This is a genomic window from Pseudolabrys sp. Root1462 (assembly GCF_001426945.1).
In the GTDB taxonomy this organism is placed as follows: Bacteria; Pseudomonadota; Alphaproteobacteria; order Rhizobiales; family Xanthobacteraceae; genus Pseudolabrys.
Genome location: NZ_LMFS01000001.1, coordinates 2090073 through 2115802 on the forward strand (window position 1 = coordinate 2090073; position 25730 = coordinate 2115802).

At 64.1% G+C, this 25730-nt stretch carries 24 protein-coding genes and 2 tRNA genes; 10 read left to right on the forward strand and 16 right to left on the reverse strand.

What is annotated here, in order from left to right; genetic code table 11:
* The first annotated feature begins 104 nt into the window (after positions 1-104).
* A complete protein-coding gene (locus ASD45_RS10250) occupies positions 105-1316 on the forward strand; it encodes an MFS transporter (protein WP_056911392.1) in 1212 nt (403 codons plus the stop codon).
* Positions 1317-1323: 7 nt separating this feature from the next.
* Here the strand turns inward: ASD45_RS10250 and ASD45_RS10255 are convergent, their stop codons facing one another.
* The 3 genes from ASD45_RS10255 to ASD45_RS10265 form a co-directional block, all read right to left on the reverse strand.
* Entirely contained in the window at positions 1324-2013 is a 690-nt protein-coding gene (locus ASD45_RS10255; protein WP_056911393.1) for a DUF2497 domain-containing protein, read from the reverse strand.
* Positions 2014-2246: 233 nt separating this feature from the next.
* Entirely contained in the window at positions 2247-3605 is a 1359-nt protein-coding gene (locus tag ASD45_RS10260) for a TolC family outer membrane protein (RefSeq protein ID WP_244485279.1), read from the reverse strand.
* Between the two features lie 235 nt (positions 3606-3840).
* Positions 3841-4500, reverse strand: coding sequence for a protein-L-isoaspartate O-methyltransferase (locus ASD45_RS10265; RefSeq protein ID WP_056911395.1), 660 nt, complete (start codon positions 4498-4500; stop codon positions 3841-3843).
* 150 nt (positions 4501-4650) lie between these two features.
* On the opposite strand from ASD45_RS10265, the gene ASD45_RS10270 reads away from it, so the two are divergent.
* Together ASD45_RS10270 and ASD45_RS10275 are read left to right on the forward strand one after the other, a co-directional pair.
* Positions 4651-4724, forward strand: a tRNA-Cys gene (locus tag ASD45_RS10270).
* A 123-nt stretch (positions 4725-4847) separates the two neighbouring features.
* Positions 4848-4922, forward strand: a tRNA-Asn gene (locus ASD45_RS10275).
* 138 nt (positions 4923-5060) lie between these two features.
* Here ASD45_RS10275 and ASD45_RS10280 read toward each other — a convergent pair.
* Complete coding sequence (locus ASD45_RS10280) at positions 5061-5339, reverse strand: cysteine rich repeat-containing protein (protein ID WP_244485281.1); 279 nt, start codon at positions 5337-5339, stop codon at positions 5061-5063.
* Positions 5340-5716: 377 nt separating this feature from the next.
* Positions 5717-6031: a hypothetical protein gene (locus tag ASD45_RS10285; protein WP_056911396.1), complete on the reverse strand. Its 315-nt coding sequence runs from the start codon at positions 6029-6031 to the stop codon at positions 5717-5719.
* A gap of 173 nt (positions 6032-6204) precedes the next feature.
* Here ASD45_RS10285 and ASD45_RS10290 point away from each other — a divergent pair, with 173 nt between their 5' ends.
* The 3 genes from ASD45_RS10290 to ASD45_RS10300 all read left to right on the forward strand — a co-directional run bounded on the left by ASD45_RS10290 (position 6205) and on the right by ASD45_RS10300 (position 9771).
* Complete coding sequence (locus ASD45_RS10290; protein WP_056911397.1) at positions 6205-6939, forward strand: response regulator; 735 nt, start codon at positions 6205-6207, stop codon at positions 6937-6939.
* Positions 6926-8302, forward strand: coding sequence for an ATP-binding protein (locus ASD45_RS10295; protein WP_244485282.1), 1377 nt, complete (start codon positions 6926-6928; stop codon positions 8300-8302). Before ASD45_RS10290 ends, ASD45_RS10295 begins: the two co-directional genes overlap by 14 nt.
* 116 nt (positions 8303-8418) lie before the next feature.
* A complete protein-coding gene (locus ASD45_RS10300; protein ID WP_056912703.1) occupies positions 8419-9771 on the forward strand; it encodes a nicotinate phosphoribosyltransferase in 1353 nt (450 codons plus the stop codon).
* Here the strand turns inward: ASD45_RS10300 and ASD45_RS10305 are convergent, their stop codons facing one another.
* From ASD45_RS10305 to ASD45_RS10315, 3 genes are all read right to left on the reverse strand, one after another.
* Positions 9772-10962 carry a Xaa-Pro peptidase family protein gene (locus ASD45_RS10305; RefSeq protein WP_056911399.1) on the reverse strand — a complete coding sequence of 397 codons (1191 nt, stop codon included), beginning with the start codon at positions 10960-10962 and terminating at the stop codon, positions 9772-9774.
* A gap of 117 nt (positions 10963-11079) precedes the next feature.
* Positions 11080-12258 (reverse strand): cobalamin-independent methionine synthase II family protein, encoded by a 1179-nt coding sequence (locus ASD45_RS10310; RefSeq protein WP_056911400.1) that lies wholly within the window; start codon positions 12256-12258, stop codon positions 11080-11082.
* Between the two features lie 118 nt (positions 12259-12376).
* Complete coding sequence (locus ASD45_RS10315) at positions 12377-13621, reverse strand: GGDEF domain-containing protein (RefSeq protein WP_056911401.1); 1245 nt, start codon at positions 13619-13621, stop codon at positions 12377-12379.
* A 292-nt stretch (positions 13622-13913) separates the two neighbouring features.
* On the opposite strand from ASD45_RS10315, the gene ASD45_RS10320 reads away from it, so the two are divergent.
* Genes ASD45_RS10320 through ASD45_RS10335 form a run of 4 tightly spaced genes read left to right on the forward strand, consistent with a single transcriptional unit; the run spans position 13914 to position 17249 of the window.
* A complete protein-coding gene (locus ASD45_RS10320; protein WP_056911402.1) occupies positions 13914-14948 on the forward strand; it encodes a cysteine synthase A in 1035 nt (344 codons plus the stop codon).
* A 20-nt stretch (positions 14949-14968) separates the two neighbouring features.
* Complete coding sequence (locus tag ASD45_RS10325; RefSeq protein ID WP_056911403.1) at positions 14969-15685, forward strand: alanyl-tRNA editing protein; 717 nt, start codon at positions 14969-14971, stop codon at positions 15683-15685.
* Between the two features lie 56 nt (positions 15686-15741).
* A complete protein-coding gene (gene sseA, locus ASD45_RS10330) occupies positions 15742-16593 on the forward strand; it encodes a 3-mercaptopyruvate sulfurtransferase (RefSeq protein ID WP_056911404.1) in 852 nt (283 codons plus the stop codon).
* 53 nt (positions 16594-16646) lie between these two features.
* Positions 16647-17249, forward strand: a complete 603-nt coding sequence (locus ASD45_RS10335; protein WP_056911405.1) for a DUF2239 family protein — start codon at positions 16647-16649, stop codon at positions 17247-17249.
* Positions 17250-17270: 21 nt separating this feature from the next.
* Here the strand turns inward: ASD45_RS10335 and ASD45_RS10340 are convergent, their stop codons facing one another.
* The 8 genes from ASD45_RS10340 to ASD45_RS10375 form a co-directional block, all read right to left on the reverse strand.
* Entirely contained in the window at positions 17271-18047 is a 777-nt protein-coding gene (locus tag ASD45_RS10340; RefSeq protein ID WP_056911406.1) for an amino acid ABC transporter ATP-binding protein, read from the reverse strand.
* 67 nt (positions 18048-18114) lie between these two features.
* On the reverse strand, positions 18115-19281 hold the full coding sequence (locus ASD45_RS10345; protein WP_348271223.1) for an amino acid ABC transporter permease: 1167 nt from the start codon (positions 19279-19281) through the stop codon (positions 18115-18117).
* Positions 19282-19291: 10 nt separating this feature from the next.
* Complete coding sequence (locus tag ASD45_RS10350) at positions 19292-20482, reverse strand: amino acid ABC transporter permease (RefSeq protein ID WP_056911408.1); 1191 nt, start codon at positions 20480-20482, stop codon at positions 19292-19294.
* A 98-nt stretch (positions 20483-20580) separates the two neighbouring features.
* Positions 20581-21594 (reverse strand): amino acid ABC transporter substrate-binding protein, encoded by a 1014-nt coding sequence (locus ASD45_RS10355; RefSeq protein WP_056911409.1) that lies wholly within the window; start codon positions 21592-21594, stop codon positions 20581-20583.
* A 339-nt stretch (positions 21595-21933) separates the two neighbouring features.
* Positions 21934-22263 carry a lipid-A-disaccharide synthase N-terminal domain-containing protein gene (locus ASD45_RS10360; RefSeq protein WP_056911410.1) on the reverse strand — a complete coding sequence of 110 codons (330 nt, stop codon included), beginning with the start codon at positions 22261-22263 and terminating at the stop codon, positions 21934-21936.
* Positions 22264-22329: 66 nt separating this feature from the next.
* Positions 22330-23058, reverse strand: a complete 729-nt coding sequence (locus ASD45_RS10365; RefSeq protein ID WP_056911411.1) for a glycosyltransferase family 2 protein — start codon at positions 23056-23058, stop codon at positions 22330-22332.
* Between the two features lie 92 nt (positions 23059-23150).
* Complete coding sequence (locus tag ASD45_RS10370) at positions 23151-23942, reverse strand: phosphatase PAP2 family protein (RefSeq protein ID WP_162249406.1); 792 nt, start codon at positions 23940-23942, stop codon at positions 23151-23153.
* A 38-nt stretch (positions 23943-23980) separates the two neighbouring features.
* Complete coding sequence (locus ASD45_RS10375) at positions 23981-25702, reverse strand: glycosyltransferase family 39 protein (RefSeq protein ID WP_056911413.1); 1722 nt, start codon at positions 25700-25702, stop codon at positions 23981-23983.
* Positions 25703-25730 lie beyond the last annotated feature (28 nt).

Below are 25730 nucleotides of genomic sequence, written 5' to 3' on the forward strand. Positions count from 1 at the left end.
CGCTTGATAAGACAGCCGTTTCCGGCCAGAGGACGGAGCGCAGAATCTTCAGGTCCCGCCCGCCTGTCCCGGGTAGAAAGCCTACCCCGCCCGCCGGAGTCAACGTGTCCGCCCCGACGCCCGCCCCGACCGACCGTGCGCTGACGCGCATGCTGTTCCTGATGGCGATGGCGGCCTTCGCCAGCGGCGCTTCGCTCCGCGTCTCCGATCAGCTTTTGCCGCAGGTGGCCCTCGATTTCGACACCACCCTGGGCGCCGCCTCTTCCATCGTGACGGCCTACGCCATTCCTTACGGCGTGATGCAGGCCTTCTCCGGCGCCATCGGCGACCGGCTCGGCAAATGCCAGGCGGTGGCGCTGGCCTGCGCGGTCTCTTTCATGCTGGTGCTGCTCTGCGCGGCGGCGCAGTCGGTTCCGCAGCTAACGCTGGCCCGCCTGTTCGCGGCGCCCGGCGCCGCCATCATCGTGCCACTCGGCATGGCCTATGTCGGCGACGTCGTGCCCTATGAGCGGCGCCAGACGGCGCTGGCGCGTTTCCTCGCCGGACAGATGGCCGGCATGGTGGTCGGCCAGCTCATCGGCGGCATCTTCGGCGACCACTTCGGCTGGCGCTCCGCCTTCATCGTGCTGGCGGTCATCTTCGGCTGTGCCGCCATTGCGCTCGCCAGCCAGTTGCGCAGCAATCCCTGGGCAAAGCCGATCGCGCATGCCGGCGGCGCGCGGCCGAAGATGATTCCGACCTATCGCCAGTTGCTCGCCGATCGCTGGTCGCGCTTCCTGCTGATCGCCGTGTTCATCGAGGGCGGCATCTTCTTCGGCGGCTTCACCTATGTAGCGGCCAGCCTTCATCAATATTTCGATCTGAGTTTCTCATCGATCGGCTTCATCGCCGCCGGTTTCGGCGCCGGCAGCATCGGCTATGCCTTGCTGGTGCACCGCATCGTGCGCCGCTTCAGCGAAAGCGAAATGGTGCTGGCGGGGGGCGCCGTCGTCGCACTCGGCTTCATCGCACTGGCGGCTTCGCCGGTCTGGTATCTGGCGCCGGTGGCCTGCCTAATGCTCGGCTTCGGCTACTACCTGCTGCACAACACGTTGCAGACCAACGCCACGCAAATGCTGCCGGCGGCGCGCGGCACGGCGATGGCGGGTTTTTCATCGGCGCTGTTCATCGGTCAAAGCGTCGGCGTCGCCACCGGCGCCTTCATCGTCGATCACGCCGGCATGATGCAACTGTTCGTCGTCGCCGCGGTGACGTGGCCGGTGCTCGCGTTGTGGATTGCGGCGCAGATCAAGCGCCACAAGGCGCTCGCCGGCTGACGGCGGCTCAGCGGCCGCCGCGCGACACGCGCTCGATCTCGGCGCGCACGATGCGCTCGACCAGGCCCGGCAAGTTGTCGTCGAGCCAGCTCTTGAGCATCGGCCGCAACATTTCCTTCACCAGGTCCTCGAGCGTGCGGGCGTTGTTGCCGAGCACGGTGTTGGCCAGCGAATGGAACGCGTTATCGACCGCGGAGCGCGTCGCGCTCGACATCAGGCCGCGATCGAAGGCCGGCGCCGGCGGTACGGGCGACGGCTCTGTCGGCTCGGACGAACCTTCGGCGAAGACCACATCGGACGCGGCATCGATGCGCCGGAAGCTCTGCGCAGGCGCCGCTGGCGGGGGCGCCGCCATTGCTTCCGTGAGGTCGAGAACGTCGGCAACCGGCGGCGCGGGAGGTGGCGCGGGCGGCGGCGTCACGGCTTCAGGTGGTTTCGGTGCCGGCTTCGGCGCGGCGTCCATGCTGGCGAGCATGGCATCGACATCGGCCTGATTGTTGGTCGGCTTCGGCGGCGGCGGTGGCGGCGGCTTGACCGCGACGGGCGGCGGCGCGGGTGCCGGCTTTGGCGGTGGAGGCGCAGGCGGGGCAGCGGCTGGCTTGGCGGCCTTGCCCGTGTCCTCATCCGCAATGATACGCCGGATGGAGGCGAGAATTTCCTCCATCGAAGGCTCTTGAGCCTTGGCCGGTTGGTTCATTACGTGACCCCGAACACCGTCCTTGCAGACGAGAGATGCTGACACGTCACCGCGCAGCCGCGATGCGGCGCCGAATCGTCAGTATCTTTCGTTTATACGACACCGCGACGGTGCGAGGCAGCGAGAAAAGCTCGCCAGGACAATCAACTGTGGACACAAGGGATTGCAGGGAGGCGTGAGGTTCCTCGGCGCCGCCCTCACGGGGGCAGCGCCGGAGTACTCACTTGCCGTATTTACTTGCCGTCGGGCGTACGAACACCGGCCCAGCTGTCGCGGACCTGTTCGTAATGAACCTCAGCCTTGTACACCGGCACATGCAGGCCGAGCACCTGCGGCGACAGCCGGCCGACCGCGGCCAGCAGGCTGTAGGACGCGACGACGCGGTCGCGCTGCGCCGACACCAGCGACACGCGGGCATTCACCAGCGCCTGCTGCGCGTTCAACACATCGAGCGTCGTGCGCTGGCCGACGCGAGCCTCTTCACGGACACCGTTAAGCGCGATTTCCGACGACTGAACCTGCGCCGTCGTCGCCTCGATGTTGCCCTTGGCGGCGTCGAGCTGACCCCAGGCCTGCACGATGCCCTGGCGCACCTGATCGCGCGCGGTGTCCATGTCGATGCGGCGCTGACCGAGTGTTTCCTTGCTCTGGCGGATCAAGGAATACTCCGAACCGCCCTGGTAAATCGGCACGCTGAGGGTTCCGAGCACCGATGCGTTGTAGCTTTCCATGGTGGTAAGGTTGCCGGCCGCCAGATAGTTCTTGGTGAAGTTGCCCTGCACCGACACCGTCGGATAGAGCGCGCCTTCGGCCACCTTCACCGCCTGCTGCGCGACATCGATATTGAATTGCGCGCTGGTGATCGACGGATGAATGGCGCTGCCGGTCGAGACCGCAGCCGCCAGACTGTTCGGCGAAAAACGATCGACAGGCGAAGCCGCCGATAGCTTGCCGGGCTCGATGCCGATGACCTGCCGATAAACGGCGGCCGACGTCTTGTAGTTCGATTCAGCGGTCAGCACCGATGAACGGCCCGACGCCAGCGAGGCTTCGGACTGCGCCACGTCGGTGCGCGTCACCTCACCGACATTGAAGCGATCACGCGTCTGCCGCAGTTGCTCCTGCAGCACCTCGACGTTGCGCCGCTGCAGGTCGAGAATCGCCGTATCGCGCAGCAGGTTCATATAGGCGGTGGCCGCGTTCAGGAGCACCGTCTGCTCCGTCGAGCGTAAGGTTTCGCGCGCAGCGAGAACCTGCGCCTCGGCCTGCCGTGTGCGGTTCGCCGTCTGGAAACCGTTGAACAGCGTTTGCGAAACCGTGGTGCCGAGGCTGACCGGGGAGTTGTAACCGGTCAATGTCGAATAGGTGGCCGGTGTCGTCGTCGTAACCTTGGTCACCGAACCGACCGACTGCTGACCGCCGGTTGCCGTAATGGATATCTTCGGCCGATAGCCCGACAAGGCCTGCGGCACGTTTTCGTCCGTCGCACGCACGGCAGCGCGCTGCGAATTGAGCGTCGGATTGTTCACATAGGTTTGCATGAGGGCCGATTCCAACGTATCGGCCGCGGCCGGCCCGGCCATAACGGCCATGACCCCCACCACACCAACGCTCCACCGCCCCACTCGAAAACGCAGCATTCTGACCCTGACCTTACCCCCGACGAGCGCCGCTCTCCAACGGCACGAATCGTTTTGCCCCAGTGCTTTACCGGGTACGACCGGAACAATAGGCACTGCGGAAGCCGGTTAAAACCCCCAGTGCTGTCATCCCCAGAAGAATGGCCGGCGCTGGGGCATTTTCGCCACGGTATCTTCTAAAGCGCCTCTAGAACGCGAAATGCTGGGCTTTTGCGAAGCCGGGCAGCAAGGAAGCCGTGGCATCGAAAATCCGGCGTCCGCCCAATTCGTTGCCCGTGCGGCAATAGAGCATCGCGCTGCTGGCCGGCGAGCTGCCCTGGATACAGGCCAGAAGACCGCCCTCCTTGAGCTGTGAGCGGAGTGTATCGGGAAGCTCCTCAACGGCGCCTTCAACCAGAATCGCGTCGTACGGAGCCGCGGCGGCGTAGCCTTGCGCCAGCGGTCCGGTGACGACCTGGACATTGCTTAGGCCGGCCAAGGCCGACTGGGCCATCTGGGCAAGCGCCGTGTCCTGCTCGAGCGCCACCACCTCGGCTGCAATGCGGGCGATGACCGCCGCCGAATATCCGGTCGCGGCGCCGACGATGAGAACCCGAGCGGTCGATTCGAGTGACAGCGCCTGAATGAGCTTCGACAGCACCATTGGCTTCATCAGGCGCCGCGTCGCCGCGCCCGCAGCGCCAAGGCCGAGATCCTGATCGAGATAAGCCAGCGCCTTAGCCTTATCCGGCACGAAGCGCTCGCGCGGAACCTCCAGCATCGCCGTCAGAATACGGATATCGGTAACATCGGCGGGGCGGACCTGGCCGTCGACCATGTGGCGGCGGAGACTGGCAAAATCGGTCATCACGCTCCTCGATGATGCGCAAAAGGCGCAGGCTTTTTGCGGCAAGGTTCGGCAAAAGGCAAGCCAAGGCCATTGGCATACAAGCGTTGTCGACCGCGCTTTCGTCCTATATAGGCTGAGGCCGCTCGGGAGGCCTGCCTCCCGTCAAATGGCCTCGTGGCGGAGTGGTTACGCAGAGGACTGCAAATCCTTGCACCCCGGTTCGATTCCGGGCGAGGCCTCCACTTTTTTTCAGGTCATTGCCGGGCGGTTCCGCAGCTCCACAGCGGGATCATCCTTGTGGCCTTGATGCTTGCAAATCGGGGAGGCTTTGTTATAGCCCCACCTCGAAAGGCGTAACGCCTTGTTCCCGAGTAGCTCAGCGGTAGAGCATTCGACTGTTAATCGAATGGTCGCTGGTTCGATCCCAGCCTCGGGAGCCAAATTCTCTTTATATTTCAGTAAATTAAAAGAACGCCCGGCCTTTGGCGCCGGCGCTCGGATGACCGCTACGCGGCCGGCATCAGGGCGACGGCCAGGAGCGGCTGACTCGCCGTCCTGGCCGAAAGCCGGCAGCACATTCACGGCCGGGCGGCGACCGCGCGCTTGCAGGTGTCGGACACCTGATCGGATTTTTCCTGCAGGCATTTTTTGATGCGACCGCCGCCCGGGGCAATGCCGGGGCACAGCGCGCGCACGTCATCGCCACAGGCCTGCCGCAACGACCTGAAGGTCGCGGCCCGATCGGTCGACGGCGCGTCCTGCGCCGCGGCCGGCGGCGACGACACCGCCGACATGAGCGCGATGAGACCGGCAGTAACCGCGATGGCCAGCACGATGTCGCGTATCAAACTCACCATGCGCAAACCTCCCGCGGGCCGTGACCCCTGTCGACCCACCAGCAACGCGCCGGCGGCCGCGGCGGCCCGTAATAGGCGTACGGATAGTAGCGATACGGCGCTGCATTGGGCCGGCAGAAGCCGTACGGACCGCGATGCCAGCCGAGACCGCAACCGTTGCGTACCGCAATCACATCGGATGGCGGCGCGGCGGGCAACGCCAGCGGCACGGCTTGCGCCGCGGGTGCAAACGCAGCGATTGCAAGTAGCGCAAATGGAACGATGAAGCTTCTCATGAGGTGATCCTCTTCAAGATCGGACATCGGAAAAAAGTGCGGCTGCCGGAGCGAGGGGGTTGGGGCTAGGCACCCCGGCAGCCGCTCAGGTCACGTCATCACTCAGTACGGATAGACGTGGACCGTGCCGGCGCGCGTCACACTGCGGCCTTGCGGCCCGGTGGTGGTGCGCGAATAGCTGTAGCTGTGCGGCGCCGTGCGCGTGATGCTGCCTGAGCGCGAGACGGTGCGGCCGTTCGGACCCGTTATCGAAGCCGAACGCGAGCACGTGCCGCCGGCGCAACCGCCCGAGGCCGAACCGTAATAGGTCCCGCGTGGCGTCGTCACCGTGCCGCTGCGCGTCCAGGCGCTGGCGGCGGAGGAACCGCCGACGACAAGCGCGGCGGCGAGTGAGATGGAAGCGAGCGCAATTTTCATCGAAGTCTCCTTTGCTGGCGACCGTCAGAACCAACCGTTCACCGGCCTGCATGAGAGAGACATTCGTCCGCGCGATTTGCCTCACGATTTCGGAACAGCTTGAATTTGTAACGTTTTGTAACGAGGCCAAGCCCCCTATTGCTGCTCCGCCGCTGCGACCTAAAGTGCCGGCCATGACTGGGCGCACCATTATGATTGTGGAAGACGACAGCGAGATCCGCTCGCTGCTGTCGGATTTTCTGACGCGCGAAGGGTTCACCACGGTCTGCGCCGAAGACGGTGCCGCGATGGACCGCGCGCTGGCGCAGGCCCGACCCGACCTCGTCGTCCTCGACATCATGCTGCCCGGCGAGGACGGCCTATCGATCTGCCGGCGCCTGCGCGCCACGTCGACGCTGCCGATCCTGATGCTGACCGCCAAGGCCGACGATATCGACCGCATCGTCGGACTGGAGATTGGCGCCGACGATTATCTGCCGAAGCCATTCAATCCGCGCGAACTGCTTGCTCGGATCCGCGCCATCCTGCGCCGGAGCGAACCTGTGCCGGTGGCCGGCGTCGCGGCGACGCGCCGCGTCATCTTCGGCAACCTCGTTGCCGATCTCCACGGCCGTGCGGTGCTCGCAAGCAACGGCCGCACGGTCGATTTAACGTCGGCGGAATTCGATCTGCTTGCCTGTTTTCTCGAACGGCCGAAACGCGTTCTGTCGCGAGATCAACTGCTCGACTGGACTCGCGGCCGCAACGCAGATCCGTTCGATCGCACCATAGACGTCTCGGTGAGCCGCCTGCGGCGCAAACTCGTCGACGCCGAGCCCCAGCTCGCCGACGCCATCAAGACCGTGCGCAACGGCGGCTATCTGTTTGCCATCGACGTCCGGGCGTTGCCGTCCGGTGGTGCAGTCTAGCGCGATGGGCCGCTTTCGTATCGGCAGTCGCCTGATCCTGATCGTCGTCGGCGCCATCGTCCTCGGCCAAATTCTGATGGCAGCCGCTTACATCGCCGAGCACCGCGACGGCGACGACCGGACGTCCGGCACCCCGGTGCTCGCACAGATCGCCTCGCTCACCCAGGCCCTTGAGCAGGTCCCGCCCGGCGACCGCGCGATCGTTGCGCGCGCGGCCAGCGACCCCAGGTTCAGGGCCGAAATCCGATCCGGTAAGCCGGCGGACGTCGAGCACACGGCCGTGCTCGGCGGCCGCGAGCAGCGCCTGCGCGCTCTGATCGGACCGCCGGATGACCGCTTCGTCGCCCTCTCCCTGGTGACCGGTCCGTCCCGCGGCAGTCAGAAAGTGACGCGGCTGCGTGATCTGGTCGGCGCGCATATGCGCGCCGTCGTCGGTCTTTCCGCCGGCGAATATCTCGACGTCGAAGCCGGTGGGCAACTCACATTGCGCCTGTTCGGAATCCCGATGGGCTTGATTGCCGGCATTCTTGGATTTGCCGTGGCCCTTGCCGCGATCGTCGCCGTGCGACGTGAAACGAGACCGCTGTCGGATCTGGCCGACGCTGTCGCCCGCTTCGGCACCGCCATCGAACCACAGCCGGTCGCCGAGCGCGGCGCGCCCGAGGTGCGGGCGCTGGCGCGAGCGGTCAACGCCATGCAGGCGCGCATCGCCGATCTGGTGCGCAGCCGCACCGTCGTGCTCGGCGCTATCAGCCACGACCTGCGGACGTACGTCACACGCCTGCGCCTGCGCCTCGAACTGCTGCCGGACACCGAACAACGCCGCAAGGCAGCGGCCGATCTCGACGACATGCAGGCCCTGATGGACGACGCCCTTGCATTTGCCCGGGCGTCTTTCGCCAATGGTACGCCGGAGCCGGTCGATATCACCGCGATCGTGCGCGCCGAATGCGAGACTCAGCGGGCACAAGGGCGTCCGGTGACGTGCACCATCGCAGACGATGCCCCAGCGCTGCGCGTGCGCGCCACCGCGACCGGACTAACCCGCGTTCTTGCCAACCTGATCAACAATGCCATCGCCTATGGCGGCAGCGCCGAAGTGTCGCTGCATGCCAGCGCTGCGGCAATCGAGTTGCAGACCGAAGACCGCGGCCCCGGCATCGCGGTCGAGGAGCGCGAGCACGTGTTCGAACCTTTCTACCGGCTCGAAAGCTCGCGCAACCGCGACAAAGGCGGCGCCGGGCTCGGACTCACTATCGTGCGGCAGATTGTGGAAAGCCTGGGCGGACAGGTCGTCATCGAAGACAGGCCCGGCGGCGGTACACGCGTTCGCGTCACGCTGCCACGCGCAGACGCTCCGTAAGACCACCAAAGCCATGCGTGCGGATATCTGTCGCAGGTAGAAAGCGCTGTCGCGACCAGCGAGATTTTGTGCAAATGTCCGCGCAGCTCAACGGCCAGAAGATTTGCACACGAACAATGACGAAGTCCGCCGATCCCGTCGTCAGCCCGCTGCTGACTGACCTCTACGAACTCAACATGGTTCAAGCCTATCTCGATAAAAGCGAGACCGGCGAGGCCGTCTTCGAATTCTTCGTGCGGAGGCTGCCGGCGCGCCGCGGTTTCCTGTTGGCTGCAGGCCTCGAAGACGCGCTCGATTATCTCGAGACACTGCGTTTCTCGCCCGCCGAGATCGATTGGCTGAAAAGCACCGCGCGTTTCCGCGACAACTACCTCGATTATCTGAAGGACTTCCGCTTCACCGGCGACGTCCACGCCGTTCCGGAAGGCAGTGTGTGTTTTCCGAACGAACCGCTGATCCGCATCACCGCGCCGCTGCCGCAGGCGCAGATCGTCGAATCGCGGCTCATCAACATTCTGCATTTCCAGACGCTGATCGCGTCGAAGGCGGCACGCATGGTGCTCGCCGCGCCGGGCAAGATCCTGTCCGATTTCGGCCTGCGCACCGCGCACGGCGCCGAGGCCGGGCTCTATTCAGCGCGGGCGAGCTACATCGCCGGCTTCGGCGGCGCCGCCAATGTACTGGCCGGCCAGCGCTACGGAATTCCCGTCGTCGGCACCATGGCGCATTCCTTCATCCAGGTGCATGACGACGAGGCCGTGGCTTTCGAGACCTTCGCGCGGTCGCGCCCGAACGACGTCATCCTGCTGATCGACACCTACGACACCGAAGCCGGCGCTCGCAAAGTCGTCGAGCTCGCGCCGCGGCTCCAGGCGGACGGCATCGCCGTCCGCGGCGTGCGTATCGATTCCGGTGATCTCGCCGCCATGGCCCGCAAGGTGCGCGGAATTTTCGACGACGGCGGGCTGAGGGACGTCATCATCCTCGTCAGCGGCGGCATCAATGAAGATGTGCTGCAGGTGATGATGAAGGAAGGCGCGCCGATCGACGGCTTCGGCATCGGCGTCAATCTCGACGCGTCGATCGATGCGCCGTCTCTCGACTGCGCCTACAAGCTGCAGGAATACAAAGGCCGGCCGAAGCGCAAATTGTCGGAAGGCAAGCAGACCTGGCCCGGCCGCAAGCAGGTCTTCCGCCAATATGGCAGCGATGGCCGCATGAGCGGCGACACGCTGTCGCTGGAAAGTGACGCGCCATCCGGCGAGCCGCTGATCGTACCGGTGATGCGTGGCGGCAAGCGCTTTGGCTCGCCGTCGACCTTGGCACAAATTCGCGAACGTGCCGCGCGCGATCTGGCGCGTCTGCCGGAGCCGCTGCGGCGATTGCAGCCGGACATCGCGTACCCGGTGAAGGTCGCCGATAGCCTCGTCGCGCTGGCGAAAGAAGCGGATGAGCGAACGAAAGTCTGATCAGACTCCCGTCCCTGCCCTGTTCCAGCCGCGGAGGCCTTCGCCAAAGATCTCGTGACCGGAGTCGGTGACGAGCACGGTGTCCTCCAGCTTGATGAAGCCGCGTGTCGGATGCGCCAGCGTGGTCTCGACCGAGATCACCGTGCCCGCCTCGAGCGGCAAATCGGCATCGGTCGCCGGATAGGGAACCGGGCCGCTGGCCGTGAGGTGCGGCGCCTCGTGGCTGACCAGCCCCATGCCGTGGGCGAGGAAATCGAGCGGCTGATATTTCGACCGGGCACGCAGCGGCTCGGCTGCCTCGTAGATGACGCGCCCCGGCGCACCGGCCTTGATCGGCTTCATCGCCGCGCGCTGGATCATCTCGATTTCCGCAAGCATGTCTTGGAGTTCGGCATCCGGATCGCCCTGGATTGCCATGCGGCAGATATCGCCAATGTAGCCGTGATAATTTCCGCCGGAGTCGAGCGACATGATCTCGCCCTTCTCCCAGCGCTGGTCGGTCGGCGCGCGATTGAGATTGGTGCCGGCGGTAATCAGACAATATTCGAAGGTCAGACCGCGCTTGACCTCCTCGCGGCGCAGCGCTTCGGTGACATCGGCCTTGGTGGCGCCGGGCGGAGTGTTCTCGATCACCGCTCGCATCGAAGCCAGTACGCGTTCGGAGGCTTCCTTGAGCAGCGCCAGTTCGGCCGGTGACTTCTTGAGGCGCTGCCGCTCGGTCACGTGGACGGCATCGACCCAGTCGGCGTCGGGATAAGCGTCGCGCAGTACCTTGGCGGCATCGTAAGGCAGGAAGCCGAATTCGGCAGCAATACGCTTCGGTTTGAAGTTGGCCTTCGCCATATAGGCCACCGCCTTCTGCATCGCATCGACCGCAGTGCCGGAATTGGTCTGCGTTTCCGGAACCCAGAGCGGCTGAACGCGGACCTGAAAGCCTTCGAGCCGGTGGCCGATATAGGCCGCCTTCTCCGGCGCGCCTTTCGGATAGACGAACACCGGCAGATAGCGGCTCAGACCGATCGCATCCATGTAGTCGAAGAAATTGGCGCGGTGGCCGCCGGTGAAATACCGCGCGTTGTGCTTCGAGGTTACGACCACGACGTCAATGCCGGCCTGATCCATCAGCCGGTCGAGACGGTGGTGATCGAAGGGAATGGCGAGCGCCGACGCGGCTTGTGCGGTCACATTCATGGGCGATGCTCCCGGGCTCCGGCTTCTTGTGCTGCCGGCTGCCAAAGCCTAGCGCCGCGGGTGGCCCTTTGGCCACCCCGCCCGCTTCACATCTGCCGTGACAAAGACCAACAGCGGTCAGGCCGCCGCACGGCCCCACAGTTCCTGGCTCGCCAGTCGCGCACCGGCCACCAGTGCTTCCAGCTTCGCCCACATCACCGTCGGATGAACGCGGCGATAGAACGGCCCCTGGGCAAAGCCGCAGTCTGTGCCGCCGATGACGTTTTCGCGGCCGACGACGCCGGCCAGCCGCACAATGCGTTCGGCCACCAGTTCGGGATGCTCGACCACGTTGGTGGCATGGCTGATGACGCCAGGGATGAGCACGCGGCCATCGAGCTTGGCGTTCTTCCAGACTTTCCACTCGTGCTCATGGCGTGGATTGGCGCCCTCGATGACGAAGGCGCCGACCTTGGCCTTGAGGATGATATCGACGATGTCCTTGAGCGGCACGTCGGAGACATGCGGCCCCGGCCACGAGCCCCAGCACACGTGATAACGGATCTGCTCGGCCGGCAGCCCCTTGGTCGCCTCGTTCATGATCTCGATCTGCTTTTCCAGCCAGCTCTTGTAGTCGGCGAAGCTCGCCGGCGGCACCATGCGATCGTAGGTCACGGCCGACCGCGCATCGTCGAGTTGCACCACGAGGCCGGCGTCGATGATGGCCTTGTATTCGGTGCGCATGGCGGCGGCGATCGCCGACTGCAACTCCTCGTCGGTCTTGTAAAACTCGTTCTTGCGGTCCGGGATGACGCTGGCCGGCGCGGCGACCGGAAGGAACGCGTCTTCGAGCTTCACCTTCGCCAGAGCCGCCTTGAAGTTGGCGATGTCGCGCTGAAGTTCGGCCTGCCCCGAATAGCTGATCGGTCCGACGCAAATCGCCTCGGTCGTGGTCGAGACGGCTTCCTTGGCGTCGAGCTCGGCATAGAACTCGGCAAAGCGCGTGCGGTCGGCGCCGCGCTTGAACGGATTGGCCTTGTCTTCTTTGATCGGCCGGCGCTCGAAGCCCGAGAGCCGCGTCAGCGCGTATTGCGCCCAGGAGATCGACTTGCCGAACTCGCCATCGCTCGGCACGTCGATGCCGGTCGCCGCCTGTTGCGCAACCACGGCCGCGACGCTGTCGCTCAGGCACCGCTGGTAGGCGGCTTCGTCATAGGGCTTGCCGCTCTGCACCGCGCGCAGAAAGTCCTGCAGCTCCGGCGGACGGATCAAACTGCCGACATGGGTGGTGAGAATTCGGTCGGTGCTGCGCTTCATGGAACGTGCCTGCCCTGATCATTGTCGTTAGCCAGAGCTATGCGGCGACAGGCCATGAAATGCAACGGTGGGCATCGCCCAACCGGGCATAGCTCGCAGGCGAACGGAGATGTGGAATTCAGGCAGCCGTGCGGGCGGCTTGTGCCGGCGCGGCCGCGGCTAACGAAGTGCCGTCGCGCTGTCCGAGCACCAGCTCGAGGGACGCAACTTCGACGCGATTGCGGCCATTCTCCTTGGCGAAATACAGCGCCTGATCGGCCTGCGACAGCAGTTCGACGATGTCCAGGGCGGGCCCGTCGCAGTGAACCATGCCGATGCTGACGGTCGCAGCGACCGGGCGTCCGTCGACTTCGGAGGCGACATCCGCAAAGGTTTCGCGAATGCGTTGCGCGACCGTGAAGGCCTCGTCGGCGCGGGTGTCATGCAGGATGACGGCGAACTCCTCGCCGCCGATACGGCCGAAAAGATCTGAAGAGCGCATCGACTCGCCCGCCGCCGCGGTAAAAATCTCGAGCACGCGATCGCCGACCGCGTGTCCAAAGCGATCGTTGATCGACTTGAAGTGATCAAGATCGATGAGCATGACCGCGGCCGGACGCGGATCGGACCCGTGCCGTCGGGCCATCTCCGCCGCTTCCTGAAGAAAGGCGCGGCGGTTGGCGATGCCGGTCAGCGGATCGATCATAGCGGCGGTGCGGTGACGCAGTTCGGTGCGCTCCTTGGCCATCGCGAGCAGGATAAAGGCGATCGAAATCGTGAAGAGCAGTGCCTCGAAACTCAGGACCGTCAGCCAGACGCTGCCGAACATCTTGTCGCTCGTCATCGCGAAAGGCAGCAGCGTGACCATCGGCGTGCGCAGCAGGAATAGCGCGCCGTGCGCAAACAACATGAAGATCGCCGGCCAGCGCGAGACCAGTTGCTCCTTGCGGCCGCGCCAGAATTCCCATGCAGTCAGCCAAGTGTAGGCGGTGATGATGCCGGACGCGACCATCGCGCGCGCGTCGACGGCGCCGGTAAGCACCGGCAGACGGCTGACCAGCAGCCAAAGCACCGCACCGGTCACGAGATAGACGGGTTCGACGGGACGGCCATCGAAGACGCGAGCTCCGGTCCAGGTTACGGCGAAGGCGGTGAAGAGCAGCGCGTTGGCGACGTCGATCGTCAGCACATCGGGCGCCGAGCCGTACAAGCCGAACAGCACAATCGACGAGGCCCGGATGAGATGCGCGAATCCCCACCACGCCACGGCGCGGATTGCCATGTTCTGCGCCCAGGCGAACAGCAGCAGCAAGCCAAGGATGGCCTCGACGTACACCGTCACCTGAAAGAGCGTATTGACGTCGAGATTCATGGCTGCCGACATTGATACGGGCGTGAGGCCGATCCCGAGCCGTCCCGGCCACGCTCGATCAATACAACTCGGCTAATAAAAAAAGTGGTGAATGTGCATTAGAAACCGCCCGTGGAACTTCAACATGGTTTCGAAGCGGTTTCCAGGATGAAAGGCATTTGCCGGCAAAGCGCACGTCGCGGCGGTCCGGGCCTCTCAAACACCTGAAAAAGAGTAGAATTATGCTGCGAGCACGCGGCCTTGTCGCTGGTAGAGGGGTCCTCTAGGCTCCCCGTCCGCTCGCAGAACCCCACCTGGAATAAGAATGCATACGCGCAACGGCATCATCGAAGCCATCGGCAACACCCCTCTGATCCGGCTCAAACGCGCCTCCGAGGCGACGGGGTGTGAAATATTGGGTAAGGCCGAGTTCATGAACCCCGGCGGCTCGGTCAAGGACCGCGCCGGCCGGCAGATGATCCTCGAAGCGGAGAAGCGCGGCGAACTGCGCCCCGGCGGCCTGGTGGTCGAATCCACCGCCGGGAATACCGGTATCGGACTGGCAGTCGTCGCCGCGGCCCGCGGCTACCGGACACTGATCGTCATTCCGGAAACGCAGAGCCAGGAAAAGAAAGACACATTGCGCCTCGCCGGCGCGGAGCTGGTCGAAGTGCCGGCCCTGCCCTACGGCAACCCCAACAATTATCAGCATGTCGGCCGCCGGCTCGCCGAGGAGCTGAAGAAGACGGAAAAGAACGGCGTCATCTTCGCCGACCAGTGGAATAACCTCGACAACAGCAAGGCGCATTACGTCTCGACCGGGCCGGAAATCTGGAACGACACCGGCGGCAAGGTCGACGGCTTCATCTGCTCGGTCGGCTCCGGCGGGACGCTGGCCGGTGTGTCGATGTATCTCAAGGAGAAGAAGCCAGGGGTCACCATCGGCGTCGCCGATCCGCGCGGCGCAGCGATGTACAACTATTTCGATCACGGTGAAGTCAAATCGACCGAAGGCGGTTCGATCACCGAAGGCATCGGACTTGGCCGCGTCACCGCGATCGTCGAGCAGATGAAAGTCGACAAGGCCTATCTGATCCCCGATGAAGAAGCGGTGCCGCTGGTGTTCGAACTCACCGAGCATGAGGGCCTTTGCCTCGGCGGCTCCAGCGGCGTCAACATCGCCGGCGCCATCCGCCTCGCCAAGGACCTCGGACCCGGCCACACCATCGTGACGATGCTTTGCGACGGCGGCGCGCGCTATCAGTCGAAACTGTTCAATCCGGAATTCCTGCGCTCGAAAAACCTTCCGGTGCCGGACTGGCTGACGCGCAAGACCGACATCAAGCCGCCGTTCGTCTAGGACTTTGCATAGGACTTCGTATGCCGACCGAGTGCCTGTTCCGCGACGATTCTTATCTCAAGGATTGCGAGGCCCGTGTGGTCGCCCTCACCGAGCAAGGCGGCATCGTGCTGGACCGCACCGTGTTCTACGCCAATTCCGGCGGGCAACCCGGCGACACCGGCGCTTTTATACTGGATGACGGCACGCGCTTCGTCATCGCCGACGCGATCTATACCGACAAATTCAAGACAGAGATTGCCCACGTGCCTTCCATCGGCGCACCAGCCCTGAAGGTCGGTGACGCAGTCCGGGCCACGATCGACTGGGACAAGCGCTACGGCCGCATGAAGATTCACACCGCCTTGCATCTGTTGTCGGTGGTGTTGCCGTATCCGATCACCGGCGCTTCAGTCGGCGATGCCGACGGCCGCGCCGATTTCGACATTCCCGAAGCGGGCCTCGACAAGAATGAGATCGCGACGAAACTCGCGGAGATGATCGCCACCGATGCCGCGGTGTCGAGCCGTTGGATCAGCGACGCCGAACTCGAGGCCAATCCGGGCCTCATCAAATCCATGTCGGTGAGACCGCCGATGGGCACCGGACAGGTGCGTCTTATCGAGATCTCAAACCTCGATCTGCAGCCCTGCGGCGGCACCCATGTGCGCAAGATCGGCGAAATCGGCGGCGTGACAGTGACGGGCATCGAGAAAAAGGGCAAACAGAACCGCCGCGTGCGCATCGCGCTGGCCTGAACCCGGAACGTTTCGCGCTGGCGCCGCATTGACGCTACAGCACACAAAGGAATCCCATGGCCGACACTCTTCACAGCAAATGGCTCCGCTCGACGGAATGGCTCGCCGGCCAACTCGGTAAACCCGGCATCGCCATCGTCGATGGTTCGTTTTATTTGCCGGCGCTGAAGCGCGACGCCAGAGCGGAATATCAGGCGGCGCACATTCCCGGCGCGGTGTTTTTTGATATCGACGCCATTTCGGATCACTCCACCGATCTGCCGCACATGTTGCCGGGGCCGACCCAGTTCGCCGAAGCGGTCGGTAAGCTCGGCATTGACGAAACCGATACCATCATTGTCTATGACGGCTCCGGCCTCGGCGGCGCGCCGCGCGTGTGGTGGACCTTCCGCATCTTCGGCGCCAAGAACGTCTTCATCCTCGACGGCGGCATGCCGGCGTGGAAAGCCGAGAACCGGCCGACCGAAGCCGGCGAGGTCAAGCCGGCGGCGAAGACCTTCAAGGCCGAGATGGCGACCAGCGCTGTTGCGATCACCGACGACATTTCGATGGCGCTCAACGGCACGGATATTCAGGTCGTCGATGCACGCCCCGCGGGCCGCTTCGCCGGCCGCGATCCCGAGCCGCGTCCCGGTCTGCGCGCTGGCCACATGCCGGGTGCTTTCAACGTGCCGTCCAGCGAACTGGTGGACAATGGTCGGCTGGTGGCGCCGGACAAGATCAAGGCCTCGTTCGAGAAGGCCGGCGTCGATCTGGACAAGCCGATCATCACGAGCTGCGGCTCCGGCGTTTCGGCCGTCATCCTGGCGCTGGGGCTCGACGCCATCGGCAAGCCGCTGCCGCCGGTCTATGACGGCTCATGGTCGGAATGGGGCGGCCGCCCGGACCTGCCGGTCGAAAAAGACTGACAATTATTACCCGGGTAATTGACGAATCATTTTTACCCGGGTAAATACCTGGGATGTCAAACAGTCATCCCTCAGCCCACCCCGTCCTTCGTTGCACCGCTTTCGACGGCAGCCGTCGCCTCGTCTCCGGCCCCCATGCGGACGTCGCCGTCGCCGTGAAGCAGCGCGTGCGCAGCCATCCGGACGCCGCGATCCTCATTTTCGACGATCAGTCCGGCCGCGAGATCGATTTCGATCTGCGCGGCTCGGATCGCGACATCGCTGACCGCATCGAGAAGCAATCCGCAGCGACTGCCGAACCGGCGCGTGCCGCCGGACGGCCGAAGCTCGGCGTGGTCAGCCGCGAAGTCACGCTGCTGCCGCGGCATTGGGAATGGCTGGGGGCCCAGCCGGGCGGCGCTTCGGCCACGCTACGGCGGCTGGTCGAAACCGCCTCACGCGCCAGCGGCGACGATCGCGCGGCGTTGCGCCAACTTCAGGAGCGCACGTACCGCTTCATGTCGGCGATGGCGGGCAACCTGCCCGGTTTCGAGGAAGCCTCACGCGCCCTGTTCGCCAACAAGATTGCCGACATGGAAACGCATATGGCCGGCTGGCCCGACGATGTGCGGGCGCATGTGCTGCGCCTGTTCGAGGGCGAACCGGCGGCAGCCTAGCGTCGCCGCCGGCTCTGCCGGTTAGTGCAGGATCTGGCTCAGGAACAGCTTGGTCCGCTCGTGCTGCGGGTGGCTGAAGAACTCGTCCGGGGTATTCACTTCGACGATCTGTCCGGCATCCATGAAGATGACGCGGTTGGCGACCTGACGGGCAAAGCCCATCTCGTGGGTGACGCACAGCATGGTCATGCCCTCTTCGGCCAGCGAGACCATGGTGTCGAGCACTTCCTTGACCATTTCCGGATCGAGCGCCGAGGTCGGTTCGTCGAACAGCATGATCTTCGGGCTCATGCAGAGCGCCCGAGCGATGGCAACACGCTGCTGTTGGCCGCCGGACAGCTGTCCCGGGAATTTCAGCGCCTGGTTGGGAATCTTGACGCGGGTGAGGAAGTGCATCGCGACCTCCTCGGCCTGTTTCTTCGGCATCTTGCGCACCCAGATCGGCGCCAGCGTGCAGTTTTCCAGCACGGTCAGATGGGGAAACAGATTGAAGTGCTGAAACACCATGCCGACCTCGCGGCGCACTTCGTCGATCTTCTTCAGATCGTCGGTCAACTCGACGCCGTCGACGACGATCCGGCCCTTCTGGAATTCCTCGAGACGATTGATGCAGCGGATCATGGTCGACTTGCCGGAGCCGGAAGGTCCGCAAATGACGATACGCTCGCCGCCGGCGACACGCAGGTTGATGTCGCGCAACACGTGGAAATCGCCATACCACTTGTTCATGTTCGTGATTTCGACGGCAACCTGATTGTTGAGCCGCGTCGGCTTGATCTTCACCGCAGTTTCGGCCATTGCGAACCCTCTCTTCGCTTCAGTCCAATATTCGGCGCGGCGGCCCCTCTCCGCCGCACCACGATTTTTATCGCCTGTCGGCCTTGCCGAGGCGAGCCTCGGTCATGCGCGCGTAACGCGACATGCCGTAGCAGAACACGAGATAGAACAGCGCGGCCACCAGATAGCCAGTCGTCGACGTCACCGGCGTCGCCCATTTCGGATCGATGCGCGACACCTCGATGGTACGCAGCAGATCGAAAATGCCGACGATGAACACCAGCGACGTATCCTTGAACATGCCGATGAAGGTATTGACGATGTTCGGGATGGTGATCTTGAGCGCCTGCGGCAGAACGATCAGCCGCATCATCTGCCAGTAGCCGAGACCCACGGCCATCGCGCCTTCGAATTGCCCTTTCGGGATCGCGGCGAGGCCCGCGCGCACCACTTCTGCCATGTAGGCCGAAGAGAACATCGCGATACCGATAAGCGCGCGCAGCAGCTTGTTCGGCGACAATTCCTCGGGAACGAACAGCGGCAGCATGACGCTGGCCATAAACAGAACCGTGATCAGCGGTACGCCGCGCACGAACTCGATGAACACCACCGAAAACAATTTGACCGTCGGCATGTTCGACCGCCGGCCGAGTGCCAGCAGGATGCCGATCGGCAGCGAAAAGGCGATGCCGACGGACGCCACGACCATGGTGACCAGCACGCCACCCCAGTAGACGGTATCGACCACCGGCAGGCCGATCGCCTCGAAGCCGTGCAACAGAATAAAGGACACGATCGGCAGCACGACGAAGCTGTAAACGACGCCGATGTCCCGCCGCGGCGCGTTGAGCCACAACAGCCAGGCGACACCGACGGCGAGCAGCACGAAGAAGATATCGACGCGCCAACGTTCCGGGATCGGGTACGAGCCGTAGATGAAATACGGCAAGCGCTCCCAGACGAACGGCCAGCAGGCGCCGATCGTGCGGTTCTGCACGCTCTCGAGACACGCGTCGCGATCGGCCCCGGTCCAAACTGCGTCGAAGAACATGAACCGCAGAAGGTCGGGAATGATCCAGAGCACCAACAGACCGATGAGGATCGTCAGCACGATATTGAATGGCGACGAGAACAGGTTCTCGCGCGCCCAGCCGATCGGGCCGGTCAGCGATGATGGCGGCGGCTGCTGTTCCAGCGTTTCCGTGCGGATGAAGCGGAGTTCGGCAACGGCGAGATCGCCTTCGGACATCGTCATGGCGCCGCCCTCACCGTTCCACCAGCTTGACGCGGCTATTGTAGATATTCATCAGCAGCGACGTGACCAGGCTGATGAAGAGGTAGACCAGCATGGTGATCGCGACGACTTCGACCGCTTGCCCGGTCTGATTGAGCACAGTGCCGGTGAACACCTGGACGAGATCCGGATAACCGACCGCAACCGCAAGCGACGAGTTCTTGATCAGGTTGAGATACTGGCTCGTCAGCGGCGGCACGATCACGCGCATGGCTTGCGGCACGATGATCAGACGCAGGGTCGGCCCAGACCTCAATCCAAGCGAATAAGCGGCTTCGGTCTGGCCATGCGAGACGGCACGAATGCCGGCGCGGACGACTTCAGCGATGAATGCCGCCGTGTAGACGCTCAGCCCGAGCAACAGCGCGACGAACTCCGGCTGCAGCGCTAGACCGCCGGTGAGGTTGAAACGCCCGAGCTGCGGCGCATCGAAATGCAGCGGCATGCCGAGCACGAAGAAGATTACAAGCGGCAGGCCAATCACCAGCACGAGGCTGACCAGGGCAACGGGCGCCTGCTGGCCGGTCTCCATCTGGCGTTTGCGCGCCCAGTAATAGAACCCCAGGGAGGCGACGATGCCGATGGCGAATGCGGCTTCGACCCAGCCGAGCCCCGGGTCGCGGAGCGGCTCCGGCACGAACAGGCCGCGGTTATTGAGGTAGGACCCCATGAACTTGTGGCTGTCGCGGATGTCCGGCAGCGCCTTGAGCACGGCGTTGTACCAAAAGAGCAACTGCAGCAGCAGCGGAATGTTGCGGATGGTCTCGACGTAGGTAGTGGCCACCTTGGACAGTAGCCAGTTCTTCGACAGCCGGCTGATGCCGATGGTGAAACCGAGGATCGTGGCCAACACGATGCCGAGGGCGCCGACCAGAAGTGTATTGAGCAGCCCGACCCAGAACGCCGTGCCGTAAGTCGAGACCGACGCGCTGTACTCGATCAGCGTCTGCGAAATATCGAAACCGGCGGCCTGATTCCAGAAACCCAAGCCCGACGCGACGTGCGCACGCTGCAGGTTGTCGAGCGCATTGCTGACCGCCGCGTAGATCGCCAGCACGACCAGGGCGCACAACACGACCTGATAGGCGACGCTGCGGAACTTCGGATTATTATAGAAAGCAACCCGCGCCGGCTGCTGCGCTCCCACGCTCTCGATCGCCATGATCCCCTCGTCCGGAGCGCCCTTGTTATAACGCCTGGGCGCGTCGCCGAAACTTTTGGCCGCGGACTGTTACGTCCGCGGCCATCGTCATCAATCGTTTAGTGGATCGGCGGGGCGTACATGATGCCGCCCTTGGTCCACAGTTTGTTGAGACCGCGGTCGATCTTCAGCGGCGAACCGCTGCCGACGTTGCGCTCGAACGACTCGCCGTAGTTACCGACCTGCTTGATGACCTTGTAGAAGGTATCCTTGGTCAGGCCGAGCTGTTCGCCGAAGTTGCCTTCGACGCCGAGCAGACGGCGGATTTCAGGATTGGTCGACTTCATCATCTCGTCGACGTTCTTGGAGTCGACGCCAAGGTCTTCGGCGTCGACCATCGCGAAGCCGACCCACTTGACGACGTCGAACCACTGGTCGTCGCCGTGACGAACGGACGGCCCGAGCGGCTCCTTCGAGATGATCTCGGGGAGCACGATATGATCGTCCGGCTTGGCAAGACGCAGGCGCTCCGAATACAGGCCCGAAGCGTCCGTGGTGAAAGCGTCGCAGCGGCCGGCGTCATAGGCCTTCACGGTCTGATCGGCATCGGCGAAGGTCACGGACTTGAGCTGCATCTTGTTGGCGCGGAAGTAGTCCGCGAGGTTGAGCTCGGTGGTGGTGCCCTGCTGCACGCAAACCGAAGCGCCGTTGAGTTCAAGCGCCGAGTTCACCTTGAGCGACTTGCGCACCATGAAGCCTTGGCCGTCATAGTAGTTCACGCCGGTGAAGTTCAGGCCGAGCGTCGTGTCGCGCGATTCCGTCCAGGTGGTGTTGCGCGCCAGCAGATCGACATCGCCCGACTGCAGCGCGGTGAAACGATCCTTCGCCGTCAGCGGCACGAACTTGACCTTCTTGGCGTCGCCAAGAACCGCCGCCGCCACCGCGCGGCAGACGTCGACGTCAAGACCCGCCCAGTTACCCTGCGCGTCCGGCAAGCCAAAACCGGCGAGCTGGCCGTTGGCGCCGCAATTCAGGACCCCACGATCCTTAACCTGTTTGAGCGTTTGAGCCGACGCGCCTTGGGCGACGAAAACCGCCGCGGCCAAAGCAACAACACCGAATACTCGTTTCATTGTGCAGCCTCATCCCATGCTTGTTGAATTAGTCGCGCCCCTCGGAGCTGGCACGCCTTCCCCTCGAAAGGCATTGATTTCCCCTCACAAGACACAGTGGCGCAAAAATGAGCCACGACTGCCTTCGCCATTCCCAGAGTGTGCTCCCAATTCGGCATCTCAGAACGATCGCGGCGCAAGGTCAAGGGCTTAAACGTATTCGCGATGCACAAAGCGAGCCCGCCCTGCCTTTATGAGTGCAGGGTTCTGCTCGATTTTTTCGCAACGGGTCGTCCCCTTTCACATGCGACAATCTTCTCAGATGTCATGTGACGGGGAACGCAAATTCTATGCCGCAGACTATGCGGCGGCACCCTGGCCGCGGCCGCGCAGGACGAATTGCAGATTGCGGATATAAACGAACACCCCGAAGGCCTGGCCGATGATGAACACCGGATCCTTGCGATAGAGGGCGTAGCCCAGCAGCATGATGCCGCCGCCGATCGAGAACACCCAGAACGTCATCGGTACCACGCTGCGTCCGGCACGCTCCGATGCAATCCATTGCACGACGAAACGCATCGCAAAAAGAGACTGCGCCACGTAGCCGAGCAGAACGCCCCAATCGGCGCCTCCAACGAACACATCATGGAGATAACCACCAACGGTCTGGGCGATGTCGATCAGCATGGCTTATTTCCCTTCATTCGACGAAGCTCCGCCGATCGCGGCGCATGTCCTGCCGCGCGCAAGGCTTCAACCTTCAATGACTTCCGGCACGCGTTTGCGGCGACGGATCAGCCACCACACGCCCGCCAGATCGAGGATGCCGACCCAGAGCCGGTCCCACATTCCGTAATTCGAGACGCCTGCGCCGCGCACCCGATCGACAACATCGACATAACCGATCGCAAGCCCCTCGCGCTTGATCAAAGCCGGCATGAAGCGATGCAGCGCATCGAAATAAGGCAGCCGCAGATAAACGTCGCGGCGAAATGCCTTGAGGCCGCAGCCGGTGTCGCGCGTGCCATCGCGCAGCACAGCACCGCGCACGGCATTGGCGATGCGCGACTGGAGGCGCTTGAAACCTCCCTTGCGGCGAAGGCGCTGGCCGGCGATCAGGCCGACAGTTGGCGCGCCCGCCTCGAGCGCGCGGATCATGGCGGGGATGAAGGCGGGATCGTTCTGGCCGTCGCCGTCGATGGTGACGATGACCGGCGCACGCGCCGCGGACACGCCGGTGCGCACCGCCGCCGATTGACCGCAGGACTGCTTGTGGCGGACGCGGCGGAGGAATGGATGGATCGCCATCAAGCGTTGCAGTTCGGCCTCCGTGCCGTCGGTCGAACCGTCATTGACGTAGACGATTTCGAACGGCCACTGCCCGTCGAGCGCGGCGGCGATTTCGGCGACCAGCGGCGCGATATTACCGGCTTCGTTGCGAACCGGCACCACGACGGCCACTGCGGGCTGAGTGCTGCTCATAACTCTATGATTCTCTTGCCGAAAGACCGCCCGGCGCCGGAATGACGGCCGGGTACGGGTGCCGCTTCAGGCCGCCCCGAGGCTGCTCTTTATTAAGCCAATAGCTCGCGGGCAACAGCTTTGATCCGCCGGCCCGACGGTCCCGGAAACTGGTGCACATGGCCGTCCGGCGTGATGGCGAAGCCGAGGCGTTGCGCCGCGAACCAGCGCCGGATCAGGACGACGCCGACGACGCCGACGACGGCGCCCAATAGCGTGTCGCTGACGAAGTGGGCCTGCACCACGATGCGGCTGATCATGATCACGACCGCGTAGATCAGCGCCACGGTGCGCCAGCGCGGCCACAGCGTGGCGACCGCGGCCAGCACCGCGAAGGCTGTGGTCGCGTGTCCCGACGGCATGCCGGCATAGGCCGGCGTCCAGTGGAACGGGTCGAACACGAAGGGATCGATGCGCCCGGGAACGCCGGGCCTTGCCCGCCCGATCATGTTCTTGACGATCGACGAGAACAGCCCCGGCAATCCGATCGCCACGAACAGGAAGCCAACGCGAACCATGATCGCCGCCTGCACTGCCTGCGCGATCGGCGTGACGGCGCGCGGTAACGCCGCGAGCGCGATAAATGCCAGACCCAGCGGCCAGAGAACCCAGGCGCCTTTGCCGAAATCGGTGAGGAAATTGAAGAAGTCGACGATCGAGCGCGGGAGTGACCGAGCGAACCGGGTCGCGCCCGTATCGATCAGCGCCATGCAGAGCAGCAAGCCCGCGAGCACGATTACCGCGCCGATCAGCACCTGACGCGGCTCATCGATCCAGGGAAACGTCCGTCGCCAATTGATCGGCCGCGTCAAACGCTTGAGCGAAGCGACGACGTTCGTGCTCAAGCGTCGCGCGGCCGACGAAACCACAGTCACCTCAGCGCTCATGGTGCGACCGAATAGAACAACGCCATCGCGAAGCGCTTGCCATTGCTGACATTGAAACCCTCGATCCGGTTACCCAGGGTGAAGCGGACACCTAGCGCATTGGCGCGCTGCACGAAGGCACGCTCGCTGCGCGGATCGACCAGCGCGAAGCGGCAAGTCCCGCCGTGCAGGAATTCTGCGGCGCCCGGTCCGTCGGTGAACTTCGTCTCGGTGCCGAGCAGGAAGACCAGACTTGGCTCCTGATAGGTGTAGGTCGAAGCCAGTTGCGGAGCTTCGCAACCTTTGGCTCGCACTTCGCGCGCCACGATTTCGCTGGGAAACAGCGACGGCAGCATCGGGAAAGTAATCGCATAGACGGTGATCGCGATGAAAACCGACGCCATCATGCCACGCAGCAAGGCCCGCTCCGGCCCATCGGCATCGAACAGCCACCACGCAAACAGGCCGAGGATCGCGGCCGCGGCGGCAAACGGCCATGCGACCAGTCCTAGGTCGCGGCTCATAATGAAGAAGACAACTGGCACCGCCACCGCGATGGCGCCGGGAAACAGGAACCAACCGACCGTGCCGTGTTCGATCCAGCGGTTGCGCCACAGCCCGTTCTTTTCGACGATGCCGGCGATCAGGATGGCGATGGCGGGATAGAGCGGCAGCACATAGTGCGGCAGCTTGGTCATCACTGCTTCGAAGACGATCCAGGACGGGATCAGCCACGCCAGCAGGAAACGCGCGCCCGGCTCCCGCCTCGCCTTCCAGATGGTCGGCGCGGCAAGGCCGGCCAGCACCGAGCCCGGCCAAAACGTGATCCAGAAAAGCAGCAAGTAATAGCCCGGCGGCGCGCCATGCGCCTCCTGCCCGCTTGTCACCTTGGCCAGCATGTCGTCGCCGACCGACTGGACGAAGAAGTTGTCGCCGGATTTGGCGACGATGGCGATGAACCATGGCGCCACCAGCAACAGCATCCAGAGGAAGCCGGTGAGCGGCCGCACCGAGCGCACCCAGCGCACCGAGCGATCGGCGATGCCGAGCGTCGCGATCGTCAGGCCGACGAACATCAGAACCAGCGGCCCCTTGATCAGCATGCCGCCGGCCATCGCCGTCCACATCAACGCCGGCAGGCGCCACCCCACCCGCACATCGGGAGCGCGACGCGACGCGAGATAGATGCGCGCCAGCGCCCCCATCGCCGTTACGCTCATGAACAGGAGAACGGCGTCTGTCTTGGCGAGCCGCGCCTCGACGCCGAGCAGGATCGAACTCGCCATCATCAACCCGGCGAGCAACGCCGTCCGGCGCCCGACAAACGCGAGGGCGGCCCAGTAGGTCATCAGCACTGCGCCAATGGCGCCAAGTAATGATGGCAGTCGATAAAGCCAGATGGTCGTCTGCGCGTCGCGAACGCCGAGCGCCTCACCTGTCTTCACCGCGGCGACCTGCAGCCAGTAGATGCCGACCGGCTTCTTGTAGCGGACCTCGTCCTGGAAGCGGATGTCGATGTATTCGTGCCGCTCGAGCATCTGCTTGGTGGCTTGCGCGAAACGCGCTTCGTCGCGATCTACCGGCGGGATCTGGAAGAAGCCCGGCAGGAAGGCGATCAGGGCAAAGCCCAGCAACAGCGCGACCGCGCGCAGGTGCGACGCCGTGGCGACGTCGAGCACGGCGGCGAGGCCGCGCGACGGCGCTTGGGATTGCGGCGCCTCGTCAGTGGTCGTGCGCATGGTCGGCTTGGGATGGGTTCTGGTTCTA

Coding starts and splice junctions, on each gene's coding strand:
- ASD45_RS10260 (WP_244485279.1), bottom strand. CDS start 3,605: ATGGCCGTTATGGCCGGGCCGGCCGCGGCCGATACGTTGGAATCGGCC.
- ASD45_RS10345 (WP_348271223.1), bottom strand. CDS start 19,281: ATGACGATGTCCGAAGGCGATCTCGCCGTTGCCGAACTCCGCTTCATC.
- ASD45_RS10360 (WP_056911410.1), bottom strand. CDS start 22,263: ATGCTGATCGACATCGCCCAGACCGTTGGTGGTTATCTCCATGATGTG.
- ASD45_RS10305 (WP_056911399.1), bottom strand. CDS start 10,962: ATGAATGTGACCGCACAAGCCGCGTCGGCGCTCGCCATTCCCTTCGAT.
- ASD45_RS10365 (WP_056911411.1), bottom strand. CDS start 23,058: ATGAGCAGCACTCAGCCCGCAGTGGCCGTCGTGGTGCCGGTTCGCAAC.
- ASD45_RS10325 (WP_056911403.1), top strand. CDS start 14,969: ATGCCGACCGAGTGCCTGTTCCGCGACGATTCTTATCTCAAGGATTGC.
- ASD45_RS10320 (WP_056911402.1), top strand. CDS start 13,914: ATGCATACGCGCAACGGCATCATCGAAGCCATCGGCAACACCCCTCTG.
- ASD45_RS10310 (WP_056911400.1), bottom strand. CDS start 12,258: ATGAAGCGCAGCACCGACCGAATTCTCACCACCCATGTCGGCAGTTTG.
- ASD45_RS10285 (WP_056911396.1), bottom strand. CDS start 6,031: ATGAAAATTGCGCTCGCTTCCATCTCACTCGCCGCCGCGCTTGTCGTC.
- ASD45_RS10335 (WP_056911405.1), top strand. CDS start 16,647: ATGTCAAACAGTCATCCCTCAGCCCACCCCGTCCTTCGTTGCACCGCT.
- ASD45_RS10315 (WP_056911401.1), bottom strand. CDS start 13,621: ATGTCGGCAGCCATGAATCTCGACGTCAATACGCTCTTTCAGGTGACG.
- sseA (WP_056911404.1), top strand. CDS start 15,742: ATGGCCGACACTCTTCACAGCAAATGGCTCCGCTCGACGGAATGGCTC.
- ASD45_RS10340 (WP_056911406.1), bottom strand. CDS start 18,047: ATGGCCGAAACTGCGGTGAAGATCAAGCCGACGCGGCTCAACAATCAG.
- ASD45_RS10290 (WP_056911397.1), top strand. CDS start 6,205: ATGACTGGGCGCACCATTATGATTGTGGAAGACGACAGCGAGATCCGC.
- ASD45_RS10265 (WP_056911395.1), bottom strand. CDS start 4,500: ATGACCGATTTTGCCAGTCTCCGCCGCCACATGGTCGACGGCCAGGTC.
- ASD45_RS10375 (WP_056911413.1), bottom strand. CDS start 25,702: ATGCGCACGACCACTGACGAGGCGCCGCAATCCCAAGCGCCGTCGCGC.
- ASD45_RS10255 (WP_056911393.1), bottom strand. CDS start 2,013: ATGAACCAACCGGCCAAGGCTCAAGAGCCTTCGATGGAGGAAATTCTC.
- ASD45_RS10350 (WP_056911408.1), bottom strand. CDS start 20,482: ATGGCGATCGAGAGCGTGGGAGCGCAGCAGCCGGCGCGGGTTGCTTTC.
- ASD45_RS10355 (WP_056911409.1), bottom strand. CDS start 21,594: ATGAAACGAGTATTCGGTGTTGTTGCTTTGGCCGCGGCGGTTTTCGTC.
- ASD45_RS10300 (WP_056912703.1), top strand. CDS start 8,419: ATGACGAAGTCCGCCGATCCCGTCGTCAGCCCGCTGCTGACTGACCTC.
- ASD45_RS10280 (WP_244485281.1), bottom strand. CDS start 5,339: ATGGTGAGTTTGATACGCGACATCGTGCTGGCCATCGCGGTTACTGCC.